The organism is Thalassococcus arenae (assembly GCF_019104745.1).
Classification (GTDB): Bacteria; Pseudomonadota; Alphaproteobacteria; order Rhodobacterales; family Rhodobacteraceae; genus Thalassococcus_B; species Thalassococcus_B arenae.
In genome coordinates this window covers 592317-615042 of record NZ_JAHRWL010000001.1, presented here as the reverse complement: position 1 = coordinate 615042, position 22726 = coordinate 592317, and the positions used below count along the sequence as shown (strand labels likewise).

The 22726-nt window shown below is 66.3% G+C and carries 23 protein-coding genes; 11 read left to right on the top strand and 12 right to left on the bottom strand.

Annotation, left to right across the window (positions count from 1 at the left end; genetic code table 11):
* Position 1 precedes the first annotated feature (1 nt).
* Positions 2-856, bottom strand: a complete 855-nt coding sequence (locus KUH32_RS03010) for a helix-turn-helix domain-containing protein (protein ID WP_217776581.1) — start codon at positions 854-856, stop codon at positions 2-4.
* Positions 857-1040: 184 nt separating this feature from the next.
* Here KUH32_RS03010 and KUH32_RS03005 point away from each other — a divergent pair, with 184 nt between their 5' ends.
* Both KUH32_RS03005 and KUH32_RS03000 read left to right on the top strand, forming a co-directional pair.
* Positions 1041-1919, top strand: a complete 879-nt coding sequence (locus KUH32_RS03005; RefSeq protein WP_217776580.1) for a fatty acid desaturase — start codon at positions 1041-1043, stop codon at positions 1917-1919.
* A gap of 20 nt (positions 1920-1939) precedes the next feature.
* Positions 1940-2842: a DMT family transporter gene (locus tag KUH32_RS03000; RefSeq protein ID WP_217776579.1), complete on the top strand. Its 903-nt coding sequence runs from the start codon at positions 1940-1942 to the stop codon at positions 2840-2842.
* Here the strand turns inward: KUH32_RS03000 and KUH32_RS02995 are convergent.
* The 3 genes from KUH32_RS02995 to KUH32_RS02985 all read right to left on the bottom strand — a co-directional run bounded on the left by KUH32_RS02995 (position 2814) and on the right by KUH32_RS02985 (position 4545).
* Positions 2814-3716: a DUF817 domain-containing protein gene (locus tag KUH32_RS02995; RefSeq protein WP_254898972.1), complete on the bottom strand. Its 903-nt coding sequence runs from the start codon at positions 3714-3716 to the stop codon at positions 2814-2816. The two genes, KUH32_RS03000 and KUH32_RS02995, sit on opposite strands and share 29 nt — an antisense overlap.
* A gap of 69 nt (positions 3717-3785) precedes the next feature.
* Positions 3786-4064 carry a hypothetical protein gene (locus KUH32_RS02990; RefSeq protein ID WP_217776578.1) on the bottom strand — a complete coding sequence of 93 codons (279 nt, stop codon included), beginning with the start codon at positions 4062-4064 and terminating at the stop codon, positions 3786-3788.
* Positions 4065-4137: 73 nt separating this feature from the next.
* Positions 4138-4545: a (R)-mandelonitrile lyase gene (locus KUH32_RS02985; RefSeq protein ID WP_217776577.1), complete on the bottom strand. Its 408-nt coding sequence runs from the start codon at positions 4543-4545 to the stop codon at positions 4138-4140.
* A 155-nt stretch (positions 4546-4700) separates the two neighbouring features.
* On the opposite strand from KUH32_RS02985, the gene KUH32_RS02980 reads away from it, so the two are divergent.
* Positions 4701-5339, top strand: coding sequence for an HAD family hydrolase (locus tag KUH32_RS02980; RefSeq protein ID WP_217776576.1), 639 nt, complete (start codon positions 4701-4703; stop codon positions 5337-5339).
* A 64-nt stretch (positions 5340-5403) separates the two neighbouring features.
* On the opposite strand, the gene glyA is transcribed toward KUH32_RS02980, so the two are convergent.
* The gene (gene glyA / locus KUH32_RS02975; RefSeq protein WP_217776575.1) at positions 5404-6699 is read right to left on the bottom strand and encodes a serine hydroxymethyltransferase; all 1296 of its coding nucleotides are present in this window, start codon (positions 6697-6699) and stop codon (positions 5404-5406) included.
* Between the two features lie 166 nt (positions 6700-6865).
* Here glyA and KUH32_RS02970 point away from each other — a divergent pair, with 166 nt between their 5' ends.
* A complete protein-coding gene (locus KUH32_RS02970) occupies positions 6866-7627 on the top strand; it encodes an NAD kinase (protein WP_217776574.1) in 762 nt (253 codons plus the stop codon).
* A gap of 10 nt (positions 7628-7637) precedes the next feature.
* Positions 7638-8183: a hypothetical protein gene (locus tag KUH32_RS02965; protein WP_217776573.1), complete on the top strand. Its 546-nt coding sequence runs from the start codon at positions 7638-7640 to the stop codon at positions 8181-8183.
* 6 nt (positions 8184-8189) lie between these two features.
* Here KUH32_RS02965 and KUH32_RS02960 read toward each other — a convergent pair whose 3' ends face one another.
* The 4 genes from KUH32_RS02960 to KUH32_RS02945 form a co-directional block, all read right to left on the bottom strand.
* Positions 8190-9449 carry a hydroxymethylglutaryl-CoA reductase, degradative gene (locus KUH32_RS02960; RefSeq protein WP_217776572.1) on the bottom strand — a complete coding sequence of 420 codons (1260 nt, stop codon included), beginning with the start codon at positions 9447-9449 and terminating at the stop codon, positions 8190-8192.
* 45 nt (positions 9450-9494) lie between these two features.
* On the bottom strand, positions 9495-10019 hold the full coding sequence (locus KUH32_RS02955) for a CIA30 family protein (protein WP_217776571.1): 525 nt from the start codon (positions 10017-10019) through the stop codon (positions 9495-9497).
* A 99-nt stretch (positions 10020-10118) separates the two neighbouring features.
* Complete coding sequence (gene prpE / locus KUH32_RS02950; protein WP_217776570.1) at positions 10119-12008, bottom strand: propionate-CoA ligase PrpE; 1890 nt, start codon at positions 12006-12008, stop codon at positions 10119-10121.
* 221 nt (positions 12009-12229) lie between these two features.
* On the bottom strand, positions 12230-14509 hold the full coding sequence (locus KUH32_RS02945) for an NADP-dependent malic enzyme (protein WP_217776569.1): 2280 nt from the start codon (positions 14507-14509) through the stop codon (positions 12230-12232).
* A gap of 182 nt (positions 14510-14691) precedes the next feature.
* Here KUH32_RS02945 and KUH32_RS02940 point away from each other — a divergent pair, with 182 nt between their 5' ends.
* The 6 genes from KUH32_RS02940 (at position 14692) to KUH32_RS02915 (ending at position 20552) form a co-directional block, all read left to right on the top strand.
* Complete coding sequence (locus KUH32_RS02940; protein WP_217776568.1) at positions 14692-15084, top strand: cytidine deaminase; 393 nt, start codon at positions 14692-14694, stop codon at positions 15082-15084.
* Positions 15084-16376, top strand: a complete 1293-nt coding sequence (locus KUH32_RS02935) for a thymidine phosphorylase (protein WP_217776567.1) — start codon at positions 15084-15086, stop codon at positions 16374-16376. The genes KUH32_RS02940 and KUH32_RS02935 overlap by 1 nt, the downstream gene beginning before the upstream one ends.
* Positions 16373-17578, top strand: coding sequence for a phosphopentomutase (locus tag KUH32_RS02930; RefSeq protein ID WP_217776566.1), 1206 nt, complete (start codon positions 16373-16375; stop codon positions 17576-17578). The genes KUH32_RS02935 and KUH32_RS02930 overlap by 4 nt, the downstream gene beginning before the upstream one ends.
* A complete protein-coding gene (locus KUH32_RS02925) occupies positions 17578-18579 on the top strand; it encodes an adenosine deaminase (RefSeq protein WP_217778262.1) in 1002 nt (333 codons plus the stop codon). The genes KUH32_RS02930 and KUH32_RS02925 overlap by 1 nt, the downstream gene beginning before the upstream one ends.
* Complete coding sequence (gene upp, locus KUH32_RS02920) at positions 18576-19208, top strand: uracil phosphoribosyltransferase (RefSeq protein ID WP_217776565.1); 633 nt, start codon at positions 18576-18578, stop codon at positions 19206-19208. The genes KUH32_RS02925 and upp overlap by 4 nt, the downstream gene beginning before the upstream one ends.
* A gap of 66 nt (positions 19209-19274) precedes the next feature.
* Entirely contained in the window at positions 19275-20552 is a 1278-nt protein-coding gene (locus KUH32_RS02915) for an SPOR domain-containing protein (protein ID WP_217776564.1), read from the top strand.
* A 6-nt stretch (positions 20553-20558) separates the two neighbouring features.
* Here KUH32_RS02915 and KUH32_RS02910 read toward each other — a convergent pair whose 3' ends face one another.
* The 3 genes from KUH32_RS02910 to KUH32_RS02900 form a co-directional block, all read right to left on the bottom strand.
* A complete protein-coding gene (locus KUH32_RS02910; RefSeq protein WP_217776563.1) occupies positions 20559-21584 on the bottom strand; it encodes a hypothetical protein in 1026 nt (341 codons plus the stop codon).
* A gap of 96 nt (positions 21585-21680) precedes the next feature.
* On the bottom strand, positions 21681-21941 hold the full coding sequence (locus KUH32_RS02905; protein ID WP_217776562.1) for a hypothetical protein: 261 nt from the start codon (positions 21939-21941) through the stop codon (positions 21681-21683).
* Positions 21942-21995: 54 nt separating this feature from the next.
* Positions 21996-22721: a LuxR family transcriptional regulator gene (locus KUH32_RS02900; protein WP_217776561.1), complete on the bottom strand. Its 726-nt coding sequence runs from the start codon at positions 22719-22721 to the stop codon at positions 21996-21998.
* Positions 22722-22726: the final 5 nt, after the last annotated feature.

Here is a 22726-nt window from a genome sequence, read left to right as displayed (position 1 = left end):
GTCAGAGCGCGCTGCGCAACACAGCCAGGTATTCGGCGACGGCGCGTTCGGCCACGCTGGCCTCGCGCACCAGGTGATCGAAATGCGCGGTCATCGCGGCGATGCGGTCGGTGTCGCGAAACGCGAGATAGGACCGTCCGAGATAGATCACCGCAAGCAGCGGACCGAACACCGTGATCGGCGCCGAAAACAACCGCCGGGCATCGAACAGCGACAGCCGCAGGCGGGGATACAGGCTTTCGACCTGGTCAATCAGGTGATCCAGTTGCTCGGCCCGGATATCGGCGGACAACCCGGCGTAATACCCGTTGCCTTCGGCGAAACTTGCCAGTTCGTGCATGGGGATGGCGATTTCGTAATCCGACAGCGACGCGCGCATCCAGGCCAGCCGTTCCTGCGAGGCGGCGATGGCTTCGGACGCGCTGCGGCCCAGATGCGGGCCGTATTCCCAATCCAGCACGGCGGGTGTCTTGAGCATGTCGGGCAATGTCGCGGGCACATGGCGGATCTTGTAGCCGGCGGCTTCGCGGTGCCAGCCGAAGATCGTTTCGTCGACAAGCGCGCGGGCGGCATCGGTCATGGTCATCGAATGTGCCATCAGGTCGGCCGCGTTCTCGGGCCGGTCCGACAAGCCCAGCAGCCAGTCGGCCGACACCCCAAGCGCCGCGGCACAGGCGCCGACCAGATGCGCGTTGGGCAGCCGTGCCGCGTCGCCCGACAGCAATTGCGATACCGTCGACCGGTCCACACCCGCATCGCGCGCCAGAGCGGTCTGGTTCGTGCGCGCCAGCCGCATCGCTTCGGTCAGCCGGACGCGGAACAGGGAAGCACGGTCGCGCTTGTCGATTTTCTTCATAGTTGTTCACAATAATCACGCTTTGAAAGATTTGTGAACCAAATCCCGCCTGATCAGCATGTTGCGCCACCGATAGGATGGGCAAAAAAGGAAGGGTCGGTGCATGGAGCGACAAGTCCGCGTTTCTGCGGAGCGAGCCGTACGGTCGCAGAAAAAGGCGGTTGCGCGCCGGTGGCCGTTCCCGATGGAATGGCCGACTTTGGCCATGCTGGCTGTGTGTTACGCGGCATGGACGCTTGGCACCACGGTGCTGAGCGCGATCGCCTTGCCGCTGGCGATGGTCGTGGTGACACTGGCGACCGCGCTGCATTCCTCGCTGACGCACGAAGCGCTGCACGGCCATCCCTTCCGGTCGCGGTTCTGGAACGCGGCCGTGGTCTTTCCGGCGCTGTCGGTCGTCGTGCCCTATCTGCGGTTCAGGGACACCCACCTGGCGCATCACCGCGATTCCATCCTGACCGATCCCTATGACGACCCGGAAAGCAACTACCTGGACCCCGTCCGCTGGGCCGCGCTGCCAGGCTGGGCCCGGGCGGTTCTGCGGGCCAACAACACGCTGGCCGGGCGGCTGCTGATCGGACCGCTGGTCGGCACCGCGTCCTTTCTCGCCCAGGACCTGGCCGCGATGCGCCACGGCATCGCGCGGGTCTGGCTGGGATGGGCGCTGCATGTGCCGGCCCTGGGGCTGGTACTTTGGTGGATGACATCGGTGGCGTCCATGCCGCTCTGGGCCTGGGCGATGTGTGTCTATGCCGGATTGGCGATCCTCAAGATCCGCACCTATCTCGAACACCAGGCGCATGAAAGCGCCCGCGGCCGCACTGTCATCATCGAAGACCGCGGGCTGCTGGCCTGGCTGTTTCTGAACAACAACCTGCACGTCGTGCACCACATGCATGCCGCGGTGCCGTGGTACCGCCTGCCACAACTCTATTTCGCCAACCGCGCCCGGTATCTCGACCGCAACGAGGGCTATCGCTACCGGTCCTATGCCGAGGTGTTCCGGCGTCATTTCTGGCGCGCCAAGGATCCGGTGCCGCATCCGCTCTGGCCAAAGCCGTAGGCGCGCGCCAGTAAGGGCGCATGGAGCTTTGGATTACCGCCACCATCGCCGCCGCGTTCTTTCAGACGCTGCGCTTCATGCTGCAAAAGGTGCTGGCGACGGGAACACTGTCGGCCACCGGCAGCACGCTGGCGCGTTTTGCCTATGCCCAGCCCTTTGCCTGGGTGGTGCTGGCGGGATACCTGGCGCTGCGCGGCGGCGGGTTCCCCGCGATCGACCCGGTGTTCTGGCTGTGGGGGCTGGCCGGTGGCGTCGGGCAGATCCTGGCCACGGTGATGGTCGTGATGATGTTCCGCACCCGCAATTTCGCCGTGGGCATCACGCTGAAGAAGACCGAGGTGATCCAGACCGCGCTGCTGGGGCTGGTCCTGCTGGGCGAGGTCATTTCCGTCGGCGGTTGGCTGGCCATCGGCATCGGTCTGGCGGGCGTTCTGCTGCTGTCCAAGACACCGGGCGATGCCCGGGCGAGCTGGCGCGACCTGGGCTCGCGCGTGATCCTGTTGGGGCTGGCCTCGGGGTTCTTCTTTGCCGTCTCGGGTGTCGGCTATCGCGCCGCGACGCTGGCGGTGGACAGCGCCGACCCGTTCCTGCGGGCCCTGGTCGCGCTGAGTTTCGTCAACCTGATGCAATGCACCGTTCTGCTGCCCTGGCTGCGCTGGCGCGAGCCGGGTCAGATCGCGGCGGTCTGGGGCGCGCGCAAGGTGGCGGTCTGGATGGGGCTGGCGTCGATGGCCGGGTCGCTGGGCTGGTTCACCGCCTTCACCCAGCAGACCGCGGCCTATGTCTTTGCGCTCGGCCAGGTCGAGCTGATCTTTTCGCTGGCCGCCTCGGTGCTGTTTTTCCGCGAAAGGGTGACGGTGCGGGAACTGGGGGGAATCGCCTTGTTGACCGCCTCTATCCTGGTGCTTGTGCTGGTTGTCTGACGGGCGTCCGGGGTTCCCACGCCTCGCGGCTCAGCGCGTCGCGCAACACCAGCGTCACGGTGACGAAGCTGACATAGAGCAGCAGATACCAAGACCCCATCTTGGCAAAGCTGACCATGTCGAATTCCGATTGCCCGGCATAAAGCCAGGTGCCGGTATTGGTGCCGACGTTTTCGGCGATCCACAGAAAGATCGACGTCAGGAAGGCGGCAAGAGGCAGCGGCATCCAGCGCGGCGTGTCGCCGATATGGAACCAGACGCGGGTGCGGGCAAACAGGACAAAAGTCGCCGCGATCAGGACGTATCGCCCATCCCAGATGTAATGATGCGCAAAAAAGTTGACGTAGATCGCCACCGCCAGCACGACGGTCGTCCAGAACGGCGGGTAGGGGGCAAAGCGCATCTCGAAGATACGGATCACGCGGGCCATGTAACTGCCCACCGCGGCATACATGAAGCCGGAAAACAGCGGCACGCCCATCACCTTCAACAGTCCCGGTTCGGGATAGGCCCAGCTGCCGGCCGAGACCTTGAAGAATTCCATCGCCGTGCCGGTCAAATGGAACAGCGCGATGACCTTGGCCTCTTGCAGCGTCTCGAGCCGGAAAACCAGGAATGCCGCCTGCAAGCCGACGGCCCAGATCACCAGCGCGTCATAGCGATGGATCGCCCAATGCGGCTGCCACATCGCGTCGCTGACGATCAGCCCGACCAGCATCAGGAAGCCGAACAGGCAGGCCCAGCCCTGTTTCAGCACGAACATCACGAATTCGACCGCCCAGTCGGGCAGGCGCGCGCGCATCCAGTCGCCCATGCGGTGTTCGAGCGCGCGGGTTCGGCTTTGCCGGGGCGGGGAAGGGGTGCGTGCGATCATGCCGGTCTCCTTGCGGCAAGACCCTGCGGGCAAGTCCGTGGTTTTTCAAGCCCTTGGCGGCGCCGTGTGTCAGGCGCTCTTGCTGCCGGCAAAGGTGCCCGAGGCGAACATGCCGAACTTGACCGTGCCCGACAGGCTATCGCCATCGATCCGGCCCTTGAATTTCATCGTCATCGGCATGGGGCGGTCGATGCGCACATTGAACGTCAGGTTGTCATCCACCTGTTCCAGCGCCTCCATCGGGCCGGACCCGCCTTTGCCGGTCATGTGCCCCTGGCCATCGGCAAAGCTGATCCGGGCCGGTGTTTCGCCCAGCGGCGAGGAAATCGTGATGTCGTAGACCTGCATGGCGCATCTCCCGTTTCGGGATGCGTAAACCGGTTGCGCGTGTTGCGATACCGGGACGTTGCGGCAAAGCCCGTCATTCGGCGCGCGGGCCGCCGTAATCTGCGTCGGACACCTTTTCCAGCCAGACGGCCGCCGATCCGTCCAGCGCCTCCTGCATGGCGAGATGCGACATCGCGCAGTCCGGCGCCGCGCCGTGCCAATGCTTTTCGCCCGGTTCGAACCAGACCACGTCGCCGGGGCGCAGCACCTGCACCGGCCCGCCTGCGCGCTGCGCCAGACCGAGGCCCGACAGGATCACCAGCGTCTGGCCCAGCGGATGGGTATGCCAGGCGGTGCGCGCGCCGGGCTCGAACGTCACCACAAGCGCGTGCAGGCGGGCGGGATCGGGGGCCGCGATGACCGGGTCGAACCGGACCGTGCCGGTAAAGTAGTCGGGGTTGGGCGATTGCGAGGGGCGGCTGCCGGCGCGGTGGATCTGCATGGGCTGTCTCCTGTTCTGGGGCGATGGTAGAGCGCGGTCCGTCCGGCGCAAAAGCAATTCCTTCCGAAACGCCGTGACATGGTTCGTGATCGGCCGTGCCTTGCCAATGGTCCGCGCGACGGCCAGCTTTGCGGCGCGAACAGGCAGGAAAAACCATGACCTATCAGGCCGTGATCTTCGATCTGGACGGAACCCTTGTGGACAGCGAGGCGGTGGCGCTGGAATCGGCCAATCGCGCGGCGCGGCGATTTGGGCTGACGATGCGTCCGGACTTCTTTCATTCGCTGGTGGGCACGGATGGCGTGACGACCAAGGCGCGGCTGGCCGCGGAATTCGGTGCCGAGATCGTCCCCGCCTTCGACGCGGCCTGGGGCGAGGAATTCGACGCGATCCGAAGCGCGGGCATGGCGCTCAAGCCCGGCGTGATGGATGTTCTGGCGGCGCTCGACACGCTGCAACTGCCCCGCGCGGTCGCGACGTCGTCGCGCCGCCGGGGGGCGCAGGCTTCGCTGGCGGCGGCGGGTATTCTGGAGCGGTTTCACACCGTGGTCACCCGCGATTGCGTGACCAACGCCAAACCCCACCCCGAACCCTACCTGATCGCGGCGCAGCGTCTGAACGTGCCGCCAGAGCGTTGCCTGGCCTTCGAGGACAGCCCGACCGGTGCCCGGTCGGCCATGGCGGCCGGAATGCGCGTGGTTGTCGTGCCGGATGTCGTTCGGGTCGATGACGAACTGGGCCATCACCGGGCCGAAACGATCCTGCACGGCGCGACGCTGGCCGGGTTGCTTTGACCCCGCAAAACGGACGCCCCGCCGGATCGGGCGGGGCGCACGGAAACGCGATCGGGCGGTGCGGTCAGAGGTTGGGGTAGATCGGGAAGCGTCTGCAGAGCGCCTCGACCTCGGCCTTGACCTTGGCTTCGACCGCGCCGTTGCCGTCTTCGCCATTGGCGGCCAGCCCGTCGACCACTTCGATGATCCAGTCGGCGATCTGCCGGAACTCGGCCTCGGCAAAGCCCCGGGTGGTGCCGGCGGGCGACCCCAGGCGGATGCCGCTGGTCACGGTCGGCTTTTCGGGATCGAACGGCACGCCGTTCTTGTTGCAGGTGATGTGCGCGCGTCCCAACGCCTTTTCGGTGGCGTTGCCCTTGACGCCCTTGGGGCGCAGGTCGACCAGCACGACATGGGTGTCGGTGCCGTGGGTGATGGTATCCAGACCGCCCTTGATGAGTTGATCGGAAAGCGCCTGCGCGTTGGTGATGACCTGCTTGGCATAGGCCTTGAACTCGGGGCGCAGCGCCTCGCCGAAGGCCACCGCCTTGGCGGCGATCACGTGCATCAGCGGACCGCCCTGGATGCCCGGGAAGATGGCCGAGTTGAACTTCTTGGCCAGGTCCTCGTCATTGGTCAGGATCATGCCGCCGCGCGGGCCGCGCAGGGTCTTGTGCGTGGTGGTGGTGGCCACATGGGCGTGCGGGAAGGGCGAGGGGTGTTCGCCTGCCGCCACCAGACCCGCGAAATGCGCCATGTCGACATGCAGCCAGGCACCGACGCTGTCGGCGATCTCGCGCATGCGGGCAAAGTCGATCTGGCGCGGGATGGCGCTGCCGCCGGCGATGATGAGCTTGGGCTGGTGCTCTTTTGCCAGCGCTTCGACCTGGTCGTAATCCAGCAGGTTGTCCTGCTGGCGCACGCCGTACTGGATGGCGTTGAACCACTTGCCCGACTGGTTCGGCTTGGCGCCGTGGGTCAGGTGGCCGCCGGCGTCCAGCGACATGCCCAGGATCGTGTCGCCGGGTTTGAGCAGCGCGGTGAACACGCCCTGGTTTGCCTGGCTGCCGGAATTCGGCTGGACGTTGGCATAGCCGCAATCGAACAGCTTGCAGGCGCGTTCGATGGCCAGATCCTCGGCCACGTCGACCCACTGGCAGCCGCCGTAATAGCGCCGGCCCGGATAGCCTTCGGCATATTTGTTGGTCATCACCGACCCCTGCGCTTCCATCACGGCGCGGCTGACGATGTTTTCGCTGGCGATCAGCTCGATCTCGTCGCGCTGGCGGCCCAGTTCGCCGGTGATCGAGGCGAACAGTTCGGGGTCGCGGTCGGCAAGCGTTTCGGTGAAGAAACCGGTGTCGCGGTGAGGCGCGTTCATGGCCGTGGTCCTTGTTCTGCGGATTCGGATTGCAGCGTTTCGTAAAGGAAACTGGCCCGGGGGCAAAGGTTGTAAAGCGACAGGTCCGAATAATCCGGCGCCATCTCTGGTGGCGCGGGTAAACTTGTGCTTGTTTCGGAACCGGATGGGCCGGTCAGGAAACCTCATGTCGCTTCGCATCGCCTTTTGCGCCTCGAACGCGCCGATCGCGCAATCCGCCAAGGCGGCGCTGTCGCGGCGATACGGCGACCATGCCGAGCAGAACGCGGATGTGATCGTGGCGCTTGGCGGCGACGGTTTCATGTTGCAGACGCTGCACCGCACGCAGGACAACCCGGCGCCGGTCTATGGCATGAACCGCGGCACGGTCGGGTTCCTGATGAACGAATATGCCGAACACGATTTGGAAGAACGGCTTCGCGCTGCCGAAGAGGCGGTGATCAACCCGCTGTCGATGCGCGCCGAAACCGCCGACGGCACGGTGCACGAGGCACTGGCGATCAACGAGGTGTCGCTGTTGCGTGCCGGGCCGCAGGCGGCGCGGCTGCGGATCAGCGTCGACGGCAAGTTGCGCATGGCCGAACTGGTTTGCGATGGCGCCCTGGTGGCCACGCCGGCCGGTTCCACGGCCTACAACTATTCGGCCCACGGCCCGATCCTGCCCATCGGATCGGACGTGCTGGCGCTGACGGCGATGGCGGCGTTCCGGCCGCGGCGCTGGCGCGGCGCGCTGTTGCCCAAGACCGCTTTGGTCACCTTCGAGGTGCTCGATCCCGAGAAACGCCCGGTCATGGCCGAGGCGGATTCGCGGTCGGTGCGCGACGTGCTGCGCGTCGACATCCGGTCGGAGCCGGGCATCGCGCATCGCGTGCTGTTCGATCCCGGCCACGGGCTGGAAGAACGGCTGATCCGTGAACAATTCGTCTGAGGTACGCATCATGATCCGCGGATCCGCCGTCATCGCCACCGCCCTTGCCCTGCTTGCGGGTTGCGCAGCACCGCCGCCGGAACCGGGCGCGTTCGTTCCCTTTGTCCAGGTGCTGGGCGAAACCGCGGGCCGGCCGTTCGAATGCACCGGCTATGATCCGGTCAGCGACACCTGCGAGTCCGTCGGCGTGTTGCGCCGTTCCGGTGACGATCTGGGCGCCGAGGCCTTCCTGGTTCTGCCGATCGCCGGTCAGCCCGTGACCTTGCGCTTCACCGGGCGCGGGGTGATCCGCAACGACCGCGCTTGCGGTGTGCCGGGCAGCTACGCGACCGAGGTGACCAGCGAAGCGGACCAGGCCTTCAAGGACGTGTTCACCGAGGTGATGGGCGTCATCTTCGAGTCGATGGGCGAGTTGTGTACCGCCTATTACCGGGGACCGGACGGCAGCTATGTGACCGAGGCGACCGACGAAGCCGGGCAGGTTTTGCCGGGCGGCAGGGATACAGCGCATTTCTTTGCCCGGCAGCCGCGGTTGCGGCCGATGTCGCCGAACTGATCGGGGTCATTCGGTCCGGGCCGGTCCCCGTTCGGCCGACAGCAGCGCACGTGCCACGTCTTCGCGGATCTCGCCTCTGGCGATCATCGCCTGCGCGATGCGGTCGATCTGCGCACCATGCGCGCCGGCGACGATGGCGACATTGCGGGCGTGCAATCCCATATGGCCGCGCTGGATGCCTTCGGTGGCCAGCGCGCGCAGTGCCGAGAAGTTCTGCACCAGCCCGACCGCCGCCATGACCCGGCCCAGCTTGTCGGCGGTGGTCGCCCCCAAGATCCTGAGCGCCGCCTGCGCGGTGGGATGGGCGCGGGTGGCGCCGCCGACGATGCCCACCGGCATCGGCAGTTCGATACGGCCCCTCAGATCGCCGGCCGCGGTTTTTTCATAGGTCGTCAGCGGGCCATAGCCATCCTTGGCGGCAAAGGCGTGTGCTCCGGCCTCGAGCGCGCGGGTGTCGTTGCCGGTTGCCAGGCCAACGGCGCTGACACCGTTCATGATACCCTTGTTGTGCGTCGCGGCCCGATAGGGGTCGGCGGCGGCAAAGGCCCAGGCCGACACGATGCCGTCAACGGTTTCGTCACCGATCTCGCGGGCGGGCCAGATCGCTTCGGCCCGCACCAGCCGGCGGTCGGCCAGGTTCGACAGGATGCGCAGGCCGACCGTGCCGCCGGTCCATGTCTCGACATGGGGGGCGAGTTTCTCGGCCATCGTGTTGACCGCGTTGGCGCCCATCGCGTCGCGCACATCGACGATCAGGTGCAACACGAGAAACGGCCCGGCGATGCGGGTCTCGATCTCGCGAAAGCCGCCGCCGAGGCTTACCAGCATCGGGTCGCAGGCATCGCAGAGCGCGGCGATCTCGTCGCGCCGGGCGTCCAGCGCCGCACGCGCCGCGTCCAGCTCTGTCAGGCCCGTCACCTGGATCTGCGCGATCATGCGGGGATCGTCGGCATCGGTCTTGACGCCACCGGTTTCGCGACAGGCCCGCGCGCCGTTGCAGACGGCCGCGACGACGCTGCTTTCCTCGGTCGCCATGGGCACCAGCACATCCGTGCCGTCGACGACGAGGTTGGTCGCAACGCCCAACGGCACCGCCATCACCGAGATGACGTTCTCGGACAGGTGATCGGCGAGATCGCCGTCATGCGCGGCAGCGGCCGCCAGGTGCGTCGCCTGCGCGGCGCTGAGCCCGCAGGACGCGGCGATCGCATCCAGCCGTTCGGCGCGGTTGAGATTGTGGAACCCCGGAATGCGTGAAGATGGCATGATCTGTCCCTCCCGGCGTCACCTGATCGGGCGGGACCGGCGCCGTCAAGGCACCTCGGCGACGATCCGGGACAGGCGCACGTCGGCGGCGTGATCCCGCCCATATGCCACCAGCGCGACCGACCGGATATCCTGGGCACGCGGCGTGGCGCGCAGCAGCGATCCCGATGGCCTGAAGGCCGCAAGAGGCAGGGTGATGTCGGCCCAGTCGCGGGGTGCCGTAAAGGCCGCCTGGTAATACTGCCACGGCAACCGCGTGCCGGTCGTGCGCAGATGGATGTAATAGACCTGACCGTCACCGCGGGCGGTGATTGTCAGGCCGGTGGCATCTTCGGGCAACGCAAGTCCCTCGAGCCGGGCCTGCACGAACCCGCCATTGTTGGCGGTCGACACGTCGCCGGTCAGATGCAATGCGCCATCCGTGATCCGCGCCTGCCCGGTCGACACCCCGCCCATCACCTGATCGGTGAAAAAGCGCCAGGGTTTGGCGGTGCCGGTGAAATCGTCGATCATCACAGGGTCGGCCTGCGTTGCGGTGGCGAAAAGGCAAAGGGCGAAGATAAAGCGCATGCGCGGAACCTAGCGCCCCCGTGTGATCCGGCCACCGTATGGCGCCCGCGGATTTGCGTATTTTTCAAAGAGAAGAAGCAGGGGGCGCGCCCCCTTGCCTCACTTGGCGTAGCCCAGACCCTGAAGCGCCAGCTTGATTTCGTCCAGGATGGCCGGATCGTCGATCGTCGCGGGCATCTTGAAGTCCTCGCCATCGGCGATCTTGACCATCGTGGCGCGCAGGATCTTGCCCGACCGGGTCTTTGGCAGGCGGTCGACCACGGCACAAAGCTTGAAGGCGGCGACCGGGCCGATCTTGTCGCGCACCAGTTTCACGCATTCCTTCGCGATCTCGTCATGCGGCCGGTTCACGCCCGAGGTCAGGCAGACGAAGCCCATCGGCAGCTGGCCCTTGAGCTGGTCGGTCACGCCGATCACCGCGCATTCGGCCACATCCGGGTGGCTGGCCAGCACTTCCTCCATTCCGCCGGTCGACAGGCGGTGGCCCGCGACGTTGATGACGTCGTCGGTGCGCGCCATGATGTAGAGATAGCCGTCCTCGTCGATCATGCCGGCATCGCCGGTTTCGTAGTAGCCGGGGAAATGCGACAGGTAGCTTTTCTTGAACCGGTCGGGGGCGTTCCAGAGTGTAGGCAGCGTGCCCGGGGGAAGCGGAAGCTTGACCGCGATGGCGCCCAGCTCGCCCGGTTTCATCGGGTGGCCGGCTTCGTCGAGTACCTGGATGTCGTAGCCCGGCATCGGCACCGAGGGCGAGCCGATCTTGACCGGCAGCGCTTCGATCCCGGCAGGCATGCCCGCGATGGTCCAGCCGGTTTCGGTCTGCCACCAGTGGTCGTAGACCGGCTTGCCCAGCATCTTCTGCGCCCATTCGATCGTGTCGGGATCGGCGCGTTCGCCGGCCAGGTAGACGGCGCGCAGCTGGCTGAGATCGTATTTTCGGATGAATTCGCCGTTGGGGTCTTCGCGTTTGACGGCGCGGAAGGCGGTGGGCGCGGTGAAGAAGCTGCGCACCTTGTGTTCCGAGATCACCCGCCAGAAGGTGCCGGCATCGGGGGTGCCGACGGGCTTGCCTTCGAAGACGATGGTGGTGTTGCCGTGGATCAACGGCGCGTAACAGATATAGGAATGGCCGACGACCCAGCCGACATCGGACGCGGCCCAGAATACCTCGCCCGGGTCGACGTTGTAGATGTTCTTCATCGTCCAGTTCAACGCCACCAGGTGGCCGGCGGTGGGGCGCACCACGCCCTTGGGCTGGCCGGTGGTGCCGGAAGTATAGAGGATATAGGCCGGGTGGTTGCCTTCGACGGGCACACATTCCGCGGGCTGCACGCCGTATTGAAAGCCATGCCAGTTCACGTCCCGGCCTTCTTCAAGGTGGGCGACTTCCTGTTCGCGCTGGAAGATGACACAGAAATCCGGCTTGTGTTTCGCCATGTCGATGGCGCCGTCCAGCAGCGGTTTGTAATGCACCACGCGGCCCGGTTCCAACCCGCAGGAGGCGGCGATGATGCATTTCGGCTTGGCGTCGTCGATCCGCACCGCCAGTTCGTTGCTGGCGAAGCCGCCGAACACCACCGAGTGGATGGCGCCCAGCCGCGCGCAGGCCAGCATCGCCTCGAGCGCCTCGGGGATCATCGGCATGTAGATGATGACGCGGTCGCCCTTGTCCACGCCCTTGGCCCGCAGCGCGCCGGCCAGCGTCGCCACGCGGTTGCGCAGCTCGACATAGGAAATCTCGCGCTTGGTGTGGGTGATCGGGCTGTCGTAGATGATCGCGGTCTGTTCGCCGCGCCCGGCCTCGACATGGCGGTCGACGGCGTTCCAGCAGGTGTTCACCTTGGCATCGGCGAACCATTCGTAGAGGTGATCGCCGCGGTCGAAAAGCGCCTGCTTGGGCGCCTCGTCCCAATCGATGGCCTGCGCCTGCTCCATCCAGAAACCTTCCGGATCGGCCTTCCACGCGGCATAGACATCCTTGTAGCCCATGATCCCCTCCTCCTTCGCAATCTGCGCACAGGGGTAAGGCCGCGGGTGACGCGCGGGCAAGCCTATTACCGACGGACAGGACAGATTACCGCAGGGGATTTGCGGCTTTTCGCCGGATCGCGCCTGCAAATATTTGCAAACCAGCGCGATTTTAGCAGAAAATCGCCGGCCCCCGGCCAATTTGCAAATCTGCTAAGGGATTTTCTGCAAATATCGCAGAATCATCCGTAATGCGCCACCGGTGTGCCGGCGATGGCGGCCATGTTCAGCAATCCGCGCGCAGTGATCGAGGGCGTCACGATGTGGGCGCGGTTGCCCATGCCCATCAGGATCGGCCCGACCTCGAGCCCGCCGGACTTCATCTTGAGGATGTTGCGCACGCCCGACGCGGCATCGGCATGGGCGAAGATCAGCACATTGGCCGCGCCCTGCATCCGGTTGCCCGGCAGGATGCGTTCGCGCAATTCCGGGTCGAGCGCGGTATCGACGTTCATTTCGCCCTCGTAGTGGAAATCGCGGGGTTCGGCGTCGAGGATGGCGATCGCCTCGCGCAGGCGCTTGCCCGAGCCTTCGGCCTGGTTGCCGAACTGCGATTGGGCGCAGAAGGCGATGCTGGGCGACAGGCCGAAGCGGCGCACGTGGCGCGCGGCGCCGATAGCGGTCTCGGCCAGTTCGGCCGGGGTCGGAAGCGAACGGACATGGGTATCGGCAATGAAAAGAGGCCCGTCTTCGAGGATCATCAACGACAGGGCGCCGTGCGGATGATGGTTTTCGTCGCCGAGAACCTGGCTGACGTAGTTCAGGTGCCAGCGGTATTCGCCGAAGGTCCCGCAGATCAGGCTGTCTGCCTCGCCGCGATGCACCATCACCGCGCCGATGGCGGTGGTGTTGGTGCGCATGATCGCCCGCGCGAGATCGGGCGTGACGCCGCGCCGCGCCATGATCTGGTGGTAGCTGCCCCAGTAGTCGCGGTAGCGCGGATCGTTTTCGGGGTTCACCAGGGTAAAGTCGCGTTCGGGTCGGATTTCCAGCCCCAGCCTTTCGCAACGCCGGGCGACGACTTCGGGACGGCCGATCAGGATCGGCGTTTCGGTGGTTTCCTCCAGGATCGCCTGGGCGGCGCGCAACACGCGTTCATCCTCGCCTTCGGCGAAGACGATCTTGCGCGAGGCCGTCAGGGCGGCCTGGAACACCGGGCGCATGAGCAGCGCAGATTTGTAGACCGACGCGTCCAGCTTGGCCTTGTAGGCCTTGAGATCGTCCAGCGGACGGGTGGCCACGCCGGAATCCATGGCGGCCTTGGCCACGGCGGTCGACACCACACCGGACAGGCGCGGATCGAAGGGTTTGGGGATCAGGTAGTCCGCACCGAATGTCAACTGTTCGCCGTGATAGGCGGCGGCGGCCTCGGCGCTGGTGGTGGCGCGGGCCAGGGCCGCGATGCCCTCGACACAGGCGATCTGCATCTCGTCGTTGATTTCGGTCGCGCCGACATCCAGTGCGCCCCGGAAGATGAACGGGAAGCACAGCACGTTGTTGACCTGGTTCGGGAAATCGCTGCGGCCGGTTGCGATGATCGCCTTGGGCGCCACCTCGCGCACGGCATCGGGCATGATTTCCGGCGTGGGATTGGCCAGCGCGAAGATGATCGGTTTGTCGGCCATCCGGGCCACCATCTCGGGTTTGAGCACGTTGGGCCCCGACAGGCCCAGGAACAGATCGGCGCCGTCGACGATATCGGCCAGCGTGCGCAGGTCGGTCTTTTGCGCGAAGGCGGCCTTTTGCGGGTTCATGTCCACGGCCCGGCCTTCGTGAACCAGCCCGTGAATGTCGCAAAGCCAGATGTTCTCGCGCTTGACGCCCAGTTTGACCAGCATGTTCAGGCAGGCGATGCCCGCCGCGCCGCCGCCGGTCGACACGATCTTGATGTCCTCGAAACGGCGCCCCGTGACACGCAGCGCGTTCACCGCCGCGGCGCCGACGACGATGGCGGTGCCGTGCTGGTCGTCGTGAAAGACGGGGATGTTCATCCGCTCGCGGCAAATTCGTTCAACGATGAAACAATCCGGCGCCTTGATGTCTTCTAGATTGATCGCGCCGAAGGTGGGTTCCAGCGCGCAGACGATCTCGGCCAGCTTTTCGGGGTCGGATTCGTTCACCTCGATGTCGAAACAGTCGATATTGGCGAACTTCTTGAACAGCACCGCCTTGCCTTCCATCACCGGCTTCGAGGCCAGCGCGCCGATATTGCCAAGGCCAAGAACGGCGGTGCCGTTCGACACCACGGCGACCAGGTTGCCGCGGGTCGTGTAGCGCGCCGCGTTGGCGGGATCGTCCTTGATTTCAAGGCAGGCTTCGGCCACGCCGGGGCTGTAGGCGCGGCTGAGGTCGCGGCCGTTGGCCAGTGGTTTGGTGGCGCGGATTTCCAGTTTTCCGGGCTTGGGGTTCTCGTGATAGAACAACGCCGCCTGGCGCAGCGTTTCGTTGGTCGTGTCGGACATTTCATCCCCCTCCCGGAAATGGTTCAGCGTTAAACGTTTTGCCGAACCTGACTGGCGCTGCCCTTTACACCCTGGCTGCCGCAAGGGAAACGGGCATTTGCGCGCAGTGTGCGGCGGCTTGCGCCGTCTTGCAAATCCTGTCTGCGGCGCCCAACATGAAGGTCCTGAAAGGCGGAGGTTTCATGTCGCTGAAAGACGCTGCGCGATCGGTGCGCGAAAACGCCTATGTCCCGTATTCGCATTACAAGGTCGGTGCCGCGATCCGCGCACCTTCGGGTGCGATCTATGCCGGCTGCAACGTCGAGAACGTGGCCTATCCCGAAGGCACCTGCGCCGAGGCCGGCGCCATCGCCGCGATGGTCGCCGCCGGCGAGACCGAGATCACCGAGGTCTATGTGGTCGCCGATGCCGAACACCCGGTGCCGCCCTGCGGCGGCTGCCGGCAGAAACTGGCCGAATTCGCCCGCGGCGACGTCAAGGTCACGCTGGCCACGATCGACGGGCGCGAGCAGACGGTGACGGTGTCCGATCTGCTGCCCGGCGCGTTTTCCGCCAGCCACATGGACCGCGTCTGATGGATGCGCGCCAGGTCAACGCGGCCCTGCGCAAGGGCGAGGCGCCGACGCCCGAGATGCTGGCCTGGTTCGCGCAAGGGCTGGCGGACGGGTCTGTCAGCGCGGCGCAGGCCGGAGCGTTTGCCATGGGTGTCTGCCTGCGCGGTCTGGACGAGGCCGGGCGCGCGGCACTGACGTTGGCCATGCGCGACAGCGGTCGCGTGCTGAAATGGGATCTGGACGCGCCCGTCGTCGACAAGCATTCCACCGGCGGCGTCGGCGACTGCGTATCGCTGGTTCTGGCCCCGGCGCTGGCCTGTTGCGGGGTCTACAACCCGATGATTTCGGGCCGCGGCCTGGGCCATACCGGCGGCACGCTGGACAAGCTCGAGGCGATCCCCGGCTATACCACCGGCGTGGACGAGGCGCGCTTTCGCCGGGTGGTGGCCGAGGTTGGCTGCGCCATCGTCAGCGCCAGCGCCGACATGGCCCCGGCGGACAAGCGGCTGTACGCGGTTCGCGACGTCACCGGCACGGTCGAAAGCCTCGATCTCATCACCGCGTCGATCCTGTCCAAGAAGCTGGCGGCGGGGCTGGAGGCGCTGGTGCTGGACGTCAAGGTGGGCACGGGCGCCTTCATGAAATCGCTGGACGAGGCGCGCGCGTTGGCGCAAGCGCTGGTCGGCACGGCCAACGCGGCGGGGTGCAAGACCACCGCGCTGATCACCGACATGGATCAGCCGCTGGCGCCCGCGCTTGGCAACGCGTTGGAAATCGACACGGTTATGGCGGTGCTGAGCGGTCAGGCCAAAGGGCCGCTATACGATCTCAGCGTGGCGCTTGGCGCGGATTTGCTGGAAACGGTCGGCATCGCGGATGGCGCGGCCAGGCTGGAACAGGCCATTGACGGCGGCGCGGCGGCGGAACGCTTTGGCAGAATGGTCTACGCGCTTGGCGGGCCGCTGGGGTTCGTCGAGAATTGGCAACGCTTCCTGCCCGAAGCGCCGGTCATCCGCGAGATCCCGGCACCCGACGACGGCCATGTCGCCGGCTTCGACGGCGAGGCCTTGGGCCTTGTCGTGGTCGGCCTCGGCGGCGGAAGGCAGGTGGAAACCGATGTCGTCGATCCGGCGGTCGGCCTGTCGGACGTCCTGCCGCTGGGAACGCAGGTCGCCAAGGGTCAGCCGCTGGCCCGCGTTCATGCCGCGCGCGAGGAACAGGCCGACGCGGCGGTCAGGGCGGTGCAGGCCGCCATCACCATCGGGGCAAAACCGAAGGCGGCCAAGCTGGTTCGCGAAAGGATCGGCGCATGAGGGTTTTTCTGGTCGTGATGGATTCGGCCGGGATCGGCGGCGCGCCGGATGCGGACGCGTTCTTCAACGGTGACGTCCCCGATACCGGAGCCAACACGCTGGGCCATATTGCCGAGGCCTGCGCCGCGGGGCGTGCCGAGGACGGCCGCAGCGGTCCGCTGCGCGTGCCGAACCTCGACATGCTGGGGCTGGGGCGTGCGATCGAACTGGCCAGCGGTGTCGCGCCCGCGGGTCTGGGTGCCCCGCCTGCAGGGCTGTGGGGCGCGGCCACCGAGGTTTCGCGCGGCAAGGACACGCCGTCGGGCCATTGGGAACTGTCCGGGCTGCCGGTGCCCTGGGATTGGCATTACTTTCCGGAAACGGTGCCTGCCTTTCCCGCCGATGTCACCGCCAGGGTCTGCGAGATCGCCGGTGTCGATGGCATCCTCGGCAATTGCCATGGCTCGGGCACGGTGATGATCGACCGCTACGGCGCCGAGCATGTCGAGACCGGCCGGCCGATCTGCTACACCTCGGCCGACAGCGTCTTCCAGATCGCCGCGCACGAGGAGACGTTCGGCCTGGACCGCCTGCTGGACCTGTGCGAACGCCTGGCCCCGCATCTGCACGCGATGAAGGTGGGCCGCGTCATCGCCCGGCCCTTTGTCGGTCGACCGGGCAGTTTCGAGCGCACCACGAACCGGCACGATTACGCCATGACCCCGCCCGCAGCGGTGCTGACCAATTGGGTCCAGGATGCCGGTGGCCATGTGATCGGCATCGGCAAGATCGGCGACATCTTTTCGATGCAGGGGATCGATGAGGTTCACAAGGGCGGGGATGCGGTGCTGATGGAACACCTGGCGCGCTGTATCGACGACGCGCCGGAGGCCAGCCTGACATTCGCCAATTTCGTCGAGTTCGACAGCCTGTACGGCCACCGCCGCGACGTGTCGGGCTATGCCCGGCATCTGGAATGGTTCGATGCCGAGCTGGGCCGCCTGTTGCCGCGACTGCGCGATGGCGACCTGATGATCCTCACCGCCGACCATGGCAATGATCCGACCTGGGTGGGAACCGATCACACCCGCGAACGGGTGCCCGTCCTGTGTGCCGGGCGAGGCACGGGCCGGATCGGGCATGTGGGCTTTGTCGATGTCGCGGCCTCGGTCGCGGCGCATCTGGGCGTGCCCGCGCAAGGGCCGGGGAAAAGCTTTCTGTGATGGACGAAGACCAGCTTGACCGCATCATCCGGTTGCCCAAGGCGGAGTTGCACCTGCATGTCGAAGGCGCCGCGCCACCGGCGTTCATTCGCGGATTGGCAAAAGAGAAATCCGTGAATCTGAGCGGCGTGTTCCGCGAGGACGGGTCCTATGCCTTTCGGGATTTCGTGCATTTCCTGTCGGTCTACGAGGCTGCCACCAGCGTGCTGAAGACGCCCGAGGATTACGCCCGGCTGACCCGCGCGGTGCTCGAGGAAAGCGCGGCCAACGACGTGATCTATTGCGAAACCTTCCTGAGCCCCGATTTCTGCGGTGGCGGCGACGTGTCGGCCTGGCAAGACTACCTGCACGCCATCCGAGAGACCGCCGAAGCGGCCGAGCGCGATCTGGGCATCACCCTGCGCGGCATCGTGACCTGCATCCGCCATTTCGGGCCCGACAAGGCCAAGCTGGCAGCGCTTTGTGCAGCCGAAACCGCGGGCGACTGGCTGGTCGGCTTCGGCATGGCCGGGGACGAGAACAAGGGCCGCCAGCGTGACTTTGCCTACAGCTTCGACATGGCGCGCGAGGCGGGATTGCGCCTGACCAGCCATGCCGGCGAATGGCGCGGCCCGTCCGAGGTCCGCGAGGCGGTCGAGGATCTGGGCGTGGAGCGCATCGGCCATGGCGTGCGCGCGGTTGGCGATCCGGCCGTGGTCGAAATGCTGGCCGAGCGCGGCATCGTGCTGGAAACCTGCCCGGGCTCGAACGTGGTGCTGGGGGTCTATCCGCGGCTTGCCGACCACCCCGTGCAAAGGCTGCGCGAGGCCGGGGTCAAGGTAACCGTGTCGACCGACGATCCACCCTTCTTCCACACCACGATGCGCCGCGAATACGAGACGCTGGCGCGGACCTTCGGCTGGGACGAGGCCGATTTCCTGGACATCACCCGCACCGCCCTGGACGCCGCGTTCTGCGACGACGCCACCCGCGAGACCCTCAAGAAAAGGCTGCCGACATGACCGATCACCTGACCATTGTCGACCACCCGCTGGTCCAGCACAAGTTGACCCTGATGCGCGAAAAGGACACGTCGACCGCCGGTTTCCGGCAGTTGCTGCGCGAGATCAGCCTGCTTCTGGCCTACGAGGTGACGCGCCGCCTGCCGATCACCACGCGCTGGATCGAGACGCCGCTGACCGAGATGCAGGCGCCGGTGATCGACGGCAAGAAGCTGGCTCTGGTGTCGATCCTGCGGGCGGGCAACGGATTGCTGGACGGTATCCTGGAATTGATCCCGGCGGCGCGGGTGGGTTTCGTCGGACTCTACCGCGACGAAGAAACCCTGAAGCCGGTGCAGTATTACTTCAAGGTGCCGACCCAGCTCGAGGATCGGTTGACCATCGTCGTCGATCCGATGCTGGCCACCGGCAATTCCTCGGTCGCGGCGATCGACCTCTTGAAGAAGGCCGGCGCGACCAATATCCGGTTCCTTTGCCTGCTCGCGGCACCCGAAGGCGTGGCGCGCATGAAGCAGGCGCATCCCGACGTGCCGATCATCACGGCGGCGGTCGACAGCCACCTGAACGAAAAGGGCTATATCGTTCCGGGACTTGGTGATGCGGGCGACCGGATGTTTGGCACTAAATAAGCCGTCTCAACGCTTTACTAACACAAATGGCTGTTGCATTCTCCCTCCACATCTGTGGGGGCAGACATGACGATCAAACCGTACGCTCTGGCGTTGATAATCAGCTTGGCCGGGCTCGTGCCGACCGTGGCAATGGCTCAGTCGGCGGGCTGGTCGGAACCCTCGAACCTGCCGCCGCCCGGTTTTACCGGCCGCCAATATGTCGACAACCGGGGCTGCGTTTTCGTTCGTGCCGGGTTCGATGGTGCCGTATCCTGGGTGCCTCGCGTATCGCGGCAAAGACAACAGATCTGCGGGCAGACACCGACCTTCGGGGCCGCGACGGCCCAGGCGGCCCCCGATCCCCGTCCCGCCGCTCCGGTGATCGCCGCTCCCGAACCGGCGCCCGTCGCAGCCCAGCCCGCACCGCGCGTCGCCTCGGCGCAAGCGGCGCCACCGGTCGCAAGGCCGGCGGCCCGCAGCGTGGCGGAACCCGTTCGCGCGCAGCGCAGCGTTCCGAAACCGGCCGCCCCGGCACCCAGGGCAGTGGTTCGTGCCCCGGCGTCCAAGCCGGTGGCCGCACCCCCGCCGCGGATCGTGCGCGCCGTGCCGAAACCTGCACCTGTCGCGAAACCCGCGACCGGGGGACCGGTACCCAAATACATCCTGGGCGGCGCACCCGAATGCCAGAGCACGACCGGGCTGGGCGCGTTCTACAGCTATGACGGATCGGGCATGGCGGTGCGCTGCCGTCCGATCGGCACGCCGCCGATTTCCGCGGACGACCGCCAGTCCGGTCTGGCGCCGGACAAGGCGCCGATGCTCAGCAGCCGTTCGCGGATCGTGCCGCGTCATGTCTACGAAAACCGCGACACCCAGACCTCGTATGTCCCCGAGGGATACCGCCCGGCTTGGGATGACGACCGGCTGAACCCGTATCGCGCCTGGCAGACGGTCGAAGGATACAAGCAGACCCAGATGATCTGGACCAACACCGTGCCGCGACGTCTGGTGCGCGCCGATGACACCCGTCACCGGGTCAAGGACCCCGTCATCACCGGCCGCGTCCGGGCCGACGCCGATCACCAGCGGATGCCGGTCATGTCCAGCCGCTCGGCGCCGCGTCCTGCCGAACGAGCCAAGGCGCGGTTCGTGGATATCGGCGTTTTCACGACCGGTGCCAAGGCGCAAGCGGCGATCGCACGGTTGCGCGCAGCCGGTCTGCCGATACAGGCGGCACAGGTGCGCCACGGCGGTACGCCGGCCCAGAAGCTGCGGGTCGGTCCGTTCGGTTCGGACGCGGCCGCGCAGGCGGCGCTGCGGCGGGTTCACGCGACCGGCTACGTGCAGGCCGCATTGCGCTGAGCGGGCTCAGCCTTCGCAGATGCTTTGCAGGCGCAGCCAGTCGCTGTCGCTGAGCACCTGGCGGCTGCCCTCGGCGGCACGCGGGTCGGCTTCGATCAGCGACAGGGTGGTTTCTCCGGTGATGTCCAGCGCATAGGCATAAGGCGCGCTGCGCAACTCGGCCTTTTCGAAGGCGTCCAGAAGCAAGGCGTCCGGCAGGCGGTCGGGCTGTTGCGCCAGCAGGCGTTCGGCATAGGCATCCAGGGCCGCGTCCGGCAAAACCCCGGTGGTCAGCAGCCTCAGGCTGGCCCACAGCCCTGCCTCGTTCAGCAGATCGCCCAGCGGGTCCGAACGTTGCGCGCGCAGGTGTTCGGCCAGCACGAAGCCCGCGGTCACATCCGGGTCCTCGAAATCCTCGACGATCGTCCGGTTGAGCAGGATGCGACGGCCCGGAAGGTGGGCCGTTCCCGGCACCGCGCTTGGCAGCACCACCAGCGCTTCGGCACGGCCTTCGCCCAACAGCCGACGGGCGAGATTGCGCAGCGCCCGCTGGCCATCCGGTTGGGCACAGGGTGCGCCCGTGACGCGGGTCATGCGGGCCATGAGCGCTGCACCGATCTCGGCACGCTTGACCGCAGGGACAACGTTGACGGTGTGGCGCAGCAAGGCGTCCGGCAACCAGAGAAACGCAGCCGCCAGCAGCGCTGCCGTGAAACCGGCCGCCAGCACGAAGCGCAGCTTGCCCGGATGCGGACGACGCCGGTCGATCGCGCGCAGCAAACGCTCGATCCCGTCGATCATCTGGGTTTCGTCTTCTGCCAGTTCGAGGGTTTCGCCGGGGTCGCCGTCGGGATGGTAGAGAACCGGCCCAGCCCCCCGGTTCGCGCGGCTGATCGCGGCCAGCGACCAATGCGCCAGAACCTGACCTTTGGTATCGGTCATGGTCAAGGTGGCATCACCCAGCGACACGATCACTTCGCGGCGCTGGTCCTCGGGCGAGGCACGCCACAAACCGACCGCTTCCAACCGGTCGTATTCGCTCAGGGCTGTCATGCGGGCTGCTCTGCCTCTTGTCTGCCGGCAGCCTAGCATGGGGACAGGCCTGTCGCAATCGGCCGGCGGGCGCGGCCCGGCGCTGGATTTTCGCGGTCAGGTCGTGCAGTCGGCAGGCTTGTCCAGCCTGCCGGCAATCCGTTCGAGGCTTGCGGCGATGATGATCAGATCGGCGACCTGCGCCCGGTCGATCTGCCCGGCAAGCGAATAGGCGGCTGTCTCGACGGTCTGGGCTGCGGCAAGCAGTTGTGCCCGCGGGGACGGGTTCGTTGGCTCACCGGCGCGGCCTGCCGCCAGCTCGGTCGCCGGTGGCGATGACGAGCCCTTGCGGTCGGGGGCATTGATCGGATCGAACATGACGGGCTCCACATGCAACATCCGGCGCTAGTAGGGCCGGCGGTGTCGTGGTGTCTATCCCGTAGCTGCGGGATGCGGGTATTGCACGATCCCGGCGCCCACGCCCCGGATCGCCGCGGTCGTTCGGTCGGTCACGTCCAGCTTGCGGTAGATGCTGCGCATATGCGCATCGACCGTATGCGGCGATATCCGCAGCAGATCGGCGATCACCGAGTTGCTCTTGCCCTTTGCGACCCAGTGCAGGACCTCGGTCTCGCGCAGGCTGAGTTTCTCGCGGGGCCGATCCCGGTTGAGGGCGCAAAACCGGACATGCCCGGCCTGGGCGATGCATTGCAGTCGAAAAACAGTGTGATCGGACAGCGCAAGACGGTCCACGTCGAAACCCAGCCCGACATAGGCGTTCTGAAGCCCCGGTCCGAAGACGAAAAACGCCAGACCGTCCCCCAGACCTGCGTCGTCCATCGCGGCAAGAAAGGCATCGCGCGCCTTGGTGGATTCGACCAGGTCGCGGATTTCGTGCCAGTAGAACGGTTTTGCAAGCTTTGCGGCCAGTTCCGGGATCGGATCGATCTCGACGAAATTGTTGCGGACGTATGCGCGGACCCAATTCTCGGGAAAACCGTCCGTGACGATGGTCATGGTCGAGGCATCGGCATCGACGGCGTGGTAGCTGACCCGTTTGACACCTTCGCTATGCAGATAGTCGAGAACGACGTTCCACAGGGCGCGCCGAGTGGGAGCGGATGCAATCGAACCAAGGACGCTTTCGAAATCGGGCATTTCTG

Coding starts and splice junctions, on each gene's coding strand:
- KUH32_RS03010 (WP_217776581.1), bottom strand. CDS start 856: ATGAAGAAAATCGACAAGCGCGACCGTGCTTCCCTGTTCCGCGTCCGG.
- KUH32_RS03005 (WP_217776580.1), top strand. CDS start 1,041: ATGGAATGGCCGACTTTGGCCATGCTGGCTGTGTGTTACGCGGCATGG.
- KUH32_RS03000 (WP_217776579.1), top strand. CDS start 1,940: ATGGAGCTTTGGATTACCGCCACCATCGCCGCCGCGTTCTTTCAGACG.
- KUH32_RS02995 (WP_254898972.1), bottom strand. CDS start 3,716: ATGATCGCACGCACCCCTTCCCCGCCCCGGCAAAGCCGAACCCGCGCG.
- KUH32_RS02990 (WP_217776578.1), bottom strand. CDS start 4,064: ATGCAGGTCTACGACATCACGATTTCCTCGCCGCTGGGCGAAACACCG.
- KUH32_RS02985 (WP_217776577.1), bottom strand. CDS start 4,545: ATGCAGATCCACCGCGCCGGCAGCCGCCCCTCGCAATCGCCCAACCCC.
- KUH32_RS02980 (WP_217776576.1), top strand. CDS start 4,701: ATGACCTATCAGGCCGTGATCTTCGATCTGGACGGAACCCTTGTGGAC.
- glyA (WP_217776575.1), bottom strand. CDS start 6,699: ATGAACGCGCCTCACCGCGACACCGGTTTCTTCACCGAAACGCTTGCC.
- KUH32_RS02970 (WP_217776574.1), top strand. CDS start 6,866: ATGTCGCTTCGCATCGCCTTTTGCGCCTCGAACGCGCCGATCGCGCAA.
- KUH32_RS02965 (WP_217776573.1), top strand. CDS start 7,638: ATGATCCGCGGATCCGCCGTCATCGCCACCGCCCTTGCCCTGCTTGCG.
- KUH32_RS02960 (WP_217776572.1), bottom strand. CDS start 9,449: ATGCCATCTTCACGCATTCCGGGGTTCCACAATCTCAACCGCGCCGAA.
- KUH32_RS02955 (WP_217776571.1), bottom strand. CDS start 10,019: ATGCGCTTTATCTTCGCCCTTTGCCTTTTCGCCACCGCAACGCAGGCC.
- prpE (WP_217776570.1), bottom strand. CDS start 12,008: ATGGGCTACAAGGATGTCTATGCCGCGTGGAAGGCCGATCCGGAAGGT.
- KUH32_RS02945 (WP_217776569.1), bottom strand. CDS start 14,509: ATGTCCGACACGACCAACGAAACGCTGCGCCAGGCGGCGTTGTTCTAT.
- KUH32_RS02940 (WP_217776568.1), top strand. CDS start 14,692: ATGTCGCTGAAAGACGCTGCGCGATCGGTGCGCGAAAACGCCTATGTC.
- KUH32_RS02935 (WP_217776567.1), top strand. CDS start 15,084: ATGGATGCGCGCCAGGTCAACGCGGCCCTGCGCAAGGGCGAGGCGCCG.
- KUH32_RS02930 (WP_217776566.1), top strand. CDS start 16,373: ATGAGGGTTTTTCTGGTCGTGATGGATTCGGCCGGGATCGGCGGCGCG.
- KUH32_RS02925 (WP_217778262.1), top strand. CDS start 17,578: ATGGACGAAGACCAGCTTGACCGCATCATCCGGTTGCCCAAGGCGGAG.
- upp (WP_217776565.1), top strand. CDS start 18,576: ATGACCGATCACCTGACCATTGTCGACCACCCGCTGGTCCAGCACAAG.
- KUH32_RS02915 (WP_217776564.1), top strand. CDS start 19,275: ATGACGATCAAACCGTACGCTCTGGCGTTGATAATCAGCTTGGCCGGG.
- KUH32_RS02910 (WP_217776563.1), bottom strand. CDS start 21,584: ATGACAGCCCTGAGCGAATACGACCGGTTGGAAGCGGTCGGTTTGTGG.
- KUH32_RS02905 (WP_217776562.1), bottom strand. CDS start 21,941: ATGTTCGATCCGATCAATGCCCCCGACCGCAAGGGCTCGTCATCGCCA.
- KUH32_RS02900 (WP_217776561.1), bottom strand. CDS start 22,721: ATGCCCGATTTCGAAAGCGTCCTTGGTTCGATTGCATCCGCTCCCACT.